The sequence below is a fragment of the Bilophila sp. genome (assembly GCF_057864385.1).
Genome location: NZ_DBMAFI010000115.1, coordinates 1 through 5,211, shown reverse-complemented (window position 1 = coordinate 5,211; position 5,211 = coordinate 1). Strand labels below are relative to the sequence as shown.

Genomic DNA, 5,211 nt, shown 5'->3' with positions numbered 1-5,211 from the left:
TTCTGCGGTTTGGACTGTATTTTCTGAAAAGCGATGGCTTTAGCGGCCTTTCCATGATGCTTCCCATTCTGCTTCTTTGCTTTATTCTTTTCGCCTTATGTACTTGTGGCTTCTTTGCAGCATGGGTATATCAGGATTGTAAAAAGCGGGGCGATGACCCGGTGTTGTGGGCGATTGTAGTTTTTATCGCAACTCCTTTTATTGGCTTGCTGATTTATTTTCTGCGCCGTTCAGAGATAAAAGCAACATGTCCTGCCTGCGGGCATCAAATTTCATTGAAAGCAAAATATTGTGAAGAATGCGGAACGCATATTGAAAACAAGGAGGATAATGGCGTTATGGTTAAACAGGAAACTCACCACTTAAAATTTATTGTTGCCGGTATTATCAGTATGGTGCTTATGTTGGTCTGCCTGACAGGGTTTATTATCAGTGCTGCTACCGGAAATGGTGTAAATACGGATGTTACGTCGAACGACCGAGTTTGGAATTTGGGAACAATCAGCATGAATTATGACACTTATCTGAATGGTGTTTGGAAGTTGGATTTTAGAAGTGCCAGTGACGGATTTGTAAAAGAGCAAAACATGATGATTGAGGATGCAAACACTCAAATGCTTCACGCCGATATTTCTTGCGGAACGGTTCCTGACGGAGCATCACTTATTTTGTGGCTGGTACAGGGTGATGTATCAAAATCCTTTGATGTCACAAATCTTTCCGAACCTTTAGAGTATTCTTTGAGTGAATTTGAAAACGGAAAAATCCATGTAAGATTGCAGATCAATGGTGTGGAAGATACCATTTCAGAAATCTATGTGAAATAACAAGTTGTTCTCACCTATTTGGTTCATAAAAAGCGCTGGGCGCAGGGCCAGCAGGCCGCCGCGTCCGGCGCTTTCTTATGTTTTTTTCTACGCATTTCAAAGCCAGTTTCGGCGGGGATTGGATAAATCCTATTGCCGCCCCGTCAATCGTTCGCCAGAAGCCCGCTGCGGCGGGCCTTTCAGCGGCCTAACTGCGTAGAATGTAGGCGTTATTCATCCTTGTTGTCGTCTTTTTCCTCTGTTTGCTCTGGCATGGCGGCGGCGTCCTCTACAATATCTGTTATAAGCTGCCGGAAGTCTTTGGCGTTTTGGGAAGTAATCACCGGCTTTCCTGTTGTATCTTCAATCTCTTTCCGGGTATTTCCCGCAATCGAACCGCCTTTTTGCGCCACTTTCTGATTTTCAGAAAAAGTAGCGGGCTTTACGGTTTTAGAAATCTCCGTTGTAGTAGCTTCGGCAAGCATTGTCAGAACCAGTTCCAGATCGCTTATGTTGTCCCGGAGGTTTTCTTTTTTCAAGCCTTTCAGTTTTTTGTACTGCCGGGTCGTCATGCCCGACCATGCGCGGGAAATCTCGTCAGTCAGGATTGCATATTCCTTTCCCTTTTCCACGCCGCGCTTTTGCCACTCGTCTGTCAGCTCATTGCGGATGCGGATTGCCAAAAGACGCTGATGTACCCATTCCTCGGAATAGCCTTTTTTCAGATAGGTTTCTAACGCCCGGTCAATGGCCTGTTCCGGGTCAATGGTTTCGTCAATCCGTTCCCGGCCCACCCTTGCCAGCCACGCCTTAAACGGCTCGGCTTTCGGGGAAGGGACAGACTGGATAATCCGCAATAGCTGTTCTGTATTGGCAACGTCAGTTTTATACCTTTTCCCATCGGAGGACAGCATTTTCAGTTGTACGATTTTCTCGTACAACTCAACCGCACCCTCTTTTTTCAGCTTCCGCTTTAAGTCACTCCAATACCGGCGGGGATTTTCTGTGCCGGTCAAAACGGAAATAACGTCCACAATGGAAAAGTACCATTCTTCTTGTTCTTCGTCCCATGCGGTGCGGATTTTTTTATCTTCAAATAGCTGGATCGCGTCAGTATTTATCAATTCGCCCATTGCTATGTACCTCTCTTTCGCGGGGATAATTATAGTCTATCGTATCTTTTTGAAAAAATCTACCTCTGGTGCAGCTCATTTCCCGGAAAGCTGCCAGTATTTTTGCCGCTGCCGTTCGGCCTCTTTCTTCCGGCGCACTCGCGCCGCGCAATCCGGGCAGTATTTGGCCCGATTGGACTTCGGCGTGAACACGGCCCCGCACTCGACGCAGCGTTTCACCTCGTCCCGGCTCCTGCTGATCTCGGCGCACAGGGCCGCGTCCAGCGGGAGGACGGCGGCCCGAAACCACCGGCACAGCAGCGAATAGGAAATGCTCTGGACGCACACACATTCCTCTCCATCGTCCAAAAGCAGGCAGTTCCCGTCACAGTAATTGCAGCACTCATGCGTCAGCTTCCGGGCCTTGCGGTACTGCCGGTAATTCATTCTCGGTATGCTCATAGCTCTTGTGTCCTTTCTTGATGGGGCGTCACCCGCAAAATGCTGTCCACATTCTGCTTGATGATGCCGTAGTCGGCCAGTTCCTTTTTCACTTCGCTGTACTTCTGGTACAGCCGTTCCTTTTCCTCGTCCAGCTTTCGGTATTCGGCTTTCAGGGCGGCCAGATTGGGGAGCTTTGTCACGCCTGCGTCCTTGATGGCTTTTGCCGTTGCCTCATACAAGATAAGCTGGCTTTCATGTTCGCGCCGGTACGCGACCTTGTCTTTGGCCTTTCTGTATTCCAGCGCCACGGGCCGGGTCTGCCGGTAGGTGGAGATATTCTTTATCAGCACCGCCATATCGGACAGGCGGCGTTCCACCGCTTTCAGCGCAGCGGCGGCCTCGTCGTTTTCCGCGCTGATTTCGGCCACCTTGCTTTCCAGCGCCGCATAGTCGTCTATGCCGTGTTCGGTCAGGAAATTCAGCGTCCGGGCGGCCTGCTTCAAGTTGTGGACTTTCGCCCACTTTGCATAGCCCGCGCTCTGCTGGGCCTTGATGCTGTTCTCCAAATCAATCCGCAAAGTGATTTCCTTTGTGGCGTTCCGTTTCGGGCCTCTGTCCATGGCCAGCCCCTTGATCCGGTGGGTGATGGCTTCCTCGGTGTAATTCTCACCCAAGGTCTTACAGCGGGTGAAGCGTTCCTGACCGGGGGCGCGGAAAGAAACGAATTTGCCCGGTTTGATTTCATAGCCCTGCGCCTGCATGAGCCGCAGGAAGTCGTCAAAGTCTTTGGCCTGCGGGATAGCGGCGTCGATGGCAATTTTCAGTTTGGCTTTCCAGCTCTTTCCCTTGCGCTGGGCGTCCCATTCGGCGTAGGACTTTCCCTTGTCCTTGCCCGGCTTCACGACGGACAGGCCGTTTTCCTTGCATAGCCGGTCACTGGTGCGCCGGATGTAGGCGTAGCTGCGCCGGTTGGAAATGTACTTGCGCTGCTGTACCATATCCACGGCACAAAAAATGATGTGGTTATGCAGATGGCCCTTGTCTATGTGGGTAGTCAGCACATAGGGGTATTTGCCTTGCAGCACTTCATCGGCAAGCTGCCGCCCGATCTCATGGGCCTGCTCCGGCGTGGTTTCGCCCGGCTCAAAGGCTTGTATCAGGTGGTGGGCCAGATTGTTGCCTTTCTTGAACGCCTGATCTAACAGCATTTGAAATTCAATATCCGCCGTTTCGTAGGAACAGCCAAAGGACGATACCAGCATTTTATCGTCCGTCTTGTCCGGGTTTTCGATATAGTCAAGGGCCGCTTTCAGATTTACTTTGATAGGATGGATCTTTGTAATTGCCATATCTGTGCCAGCGCCCCCTTGATGTCCTCAACGTCCTGCGCGTACACAGCCCCGGTACTGTTGATACGCCGCGCAATCTGGTTGATGTTGACGCCGATTTTTTGCAGCTCTGCGGTCTGCGCCCGGATGTCGCTGGTGTCCATGTGGACGATATACCCGTCAATCAGCATTTTCCGGGCATAGGCCGAGAAATTCTTTGTGCCGAGCTGGGCCATTTTCTGCTGGATGATGGCCCGTTCTTCCGGCGTCACCGGGACGCGCAGCACGATTTGACGCTTTCGGTTTGCCATTGCGTTTCACGCTCCTTTCCGGCAAAGGGGTTTGGGGATTTCCCCAACAAGCAAAACGGACGGCCCGCAGGGGCGGGATGGTGCGTTTTCGGAAGTGTGGCTACACTTCCTATGCTTGCTGTTTTTGTTCTTCTCCGCTATAAGTACCTTCGGAAAGCTCCAAACTACCCGCAAAACAGGAACTTTCCAGAAAAAAGGCGCAAAAAAATAAAGGACGCTTTTGCGCCCCTCGCAAACAAAAGAAAACAGAGGATGGTTTTCAGGCATCCCCCGTTTCTTTCTTCTTTGGCTGTTCAATTTTTATAGCCCCGTCAATCGCGCCCTCGATGATCGGCAGGTATTCTTCGGGACACAGTTTCAGCTTGTGGCCGACCCGCTGACGCTGCTCACTTTCCGAGCGCAGCACTTCGGGATTGAAATACCGTTCCACAGGAAGCCCACAGGTCTTGATAAGCTGGATCACGACCGGGAGGCTGGGGATCGTCCCTTTATTCTCAATGTTGGCGAGATACCGCCACTCAATACCTACCATTTCCGCCAGCGCCTTACGCGCCAGACGCCGGGCTTTCCGCGCAGCCTTTACATCCGCGCCGAAAGTTTCAAAGCCGGGGCAATCTTCTACTTTCGCCATATAATATCACCCATTTACATTGTATAATTCATATTTGCCCAATGGAATGTTGTTATATGCAGGTGAATTAAACTTTATAATTCATATCTTGCTTTGATTTATCTTCGTTAAGAGACTATAATAAGATGCAGTATGCGACACACCGCAAGAATTATTAAAACTGTGATGTTGATTTCTGATAATCTTTCTGTGGAAAGGAGGGAACGCGCATGGAAGTCCAAAAAGTTGTCAGCATTGAAACGGTCATTGATTTTATTGAAAATCACCTCGATGGAAAATTAGAGCTTGACACAGTTGCAGCATCTGTCCATTATTCAAAATATCATCTGCACCGTATGTTTACCGAAACAGTAGGCATGACGATCCATGATTATGTGAGCAGGCGGCAACTAACAGAGGCAGCTAAACTTCTGGTTTTTTCCAAAAAATCCATTATAGATATTGCTTTAATTTGTGGCTATGAAAGCCAACAGGCTTTTACCTCTGCATTTAAGGCCATGTATAAAATGCCACCGGCAGAGTATCGAGATTTAGGGCAATTTTACCCTTTGCAGTTACGTTTCTATTTGCATAAGGAAG

7 protein-coding genes are annotated in these 5,211 nt (G+C 49.6%); 2 read left to right on the top strand and 5 right to left on the bottom strand.

Features of this window, described 5'->3' with window-relative positions:
• Positions 1–827 (top strand): zinc-ribbon domain-containing protein (locus tag ACZM8Y_RS17620; RefSeq protein WP_489501956.1); only part of this gene is annotated, 827 nt, incomplete at its 5' end.
• A 209-nt stretch (positions 828–1,036) separates the two neighbouring features.
• Here the strand turns inward: ACZM8Y_RS17620 and ACZM8Y_RS17615 are convergent.
• The 5 genes from ACZM8Y_RS17615 to ACZM8Y_RS17595 form a co-directional block, all read right to left on the bottom strand.
• Positions 1,037–1,939, bottom strand: a complete 903-nt coding sequence (locus ACZM8Y_RS17615) for a BRO-N domain-containing protein (RefSeq protein WP_208037402.1) — start codon at positions 1,937–1,939, stop codon at positions 1,037–1,039.
• A gap of 75 nt (positions 1,940–2,014) precedes the next feature.
• A complete protein-coding gene (locus ACZM8Y_RS17610; RefSeq protein ID WP_208037403.1) occupies positions 2,015–2,380 on the bottom strand; it encodes a cysteine-rich VLP domain-containing protein in 366 nt (121 codons plus the stop codon).
• A complete protein-coding gene (locus tag ACZM8Y_RS17605; RefSeq protein ID WP_208037404.1) occupies positions 2,377–3,711 on the bottom strand; it encodes a relaxase/mobilization nuclease domain-containing protein in 1,335 nt (444 codons plus the stop codon). The genes ACZM8Y_RS17610 and ACZM8Y_RS17605 overlap by 4 nt, the downstream gene beginning before the upstream one ends.
• Positions 3,678–4,001, bottom strand: coding sequence for a plasmid mobilization protein (locus tag ACZM8Y_RS17600; RefSeq protein ID WP_208037405.1), 324 nt, complete (start codon positions 3,999–4,001; stop codon positions 3,678–3,680). Before ACZM8Y_RS17600 ends, ACZM8Y_RS17605 begins: the two co-directional genes overlap by 34 nt.
• A 259-nt stretch (positions 4,002–4,260) precedes the next feature.
• On the bottom strand, positions 4,261–4,632 hold the full coding sequence (locus ACZM8Y_RS17595; protein WP_076778922.1) for a helix-turn-helix domain-containing protein: 372 nt from the start codon (positions 4,630–4,632) through the stop codon (positions 4,261–4,263).
• A 209-nt stretch (positions 4,633–4,841) separates the two neighbouring features.
• Between ACZM8Y_RS17595 and ACZM8Y_RS17590 the strand changes: the two genes are divergently transcribed.
• Positions 4,842–5,211, top strand: a 370-nt coding sequence (locus tag ACZM8Y_RS17590; RefSeq protein WP_489501952.1) for a helix-turn-helix transcriptional regulator, incomplete at its 3' end; no start/stop codon positions are given.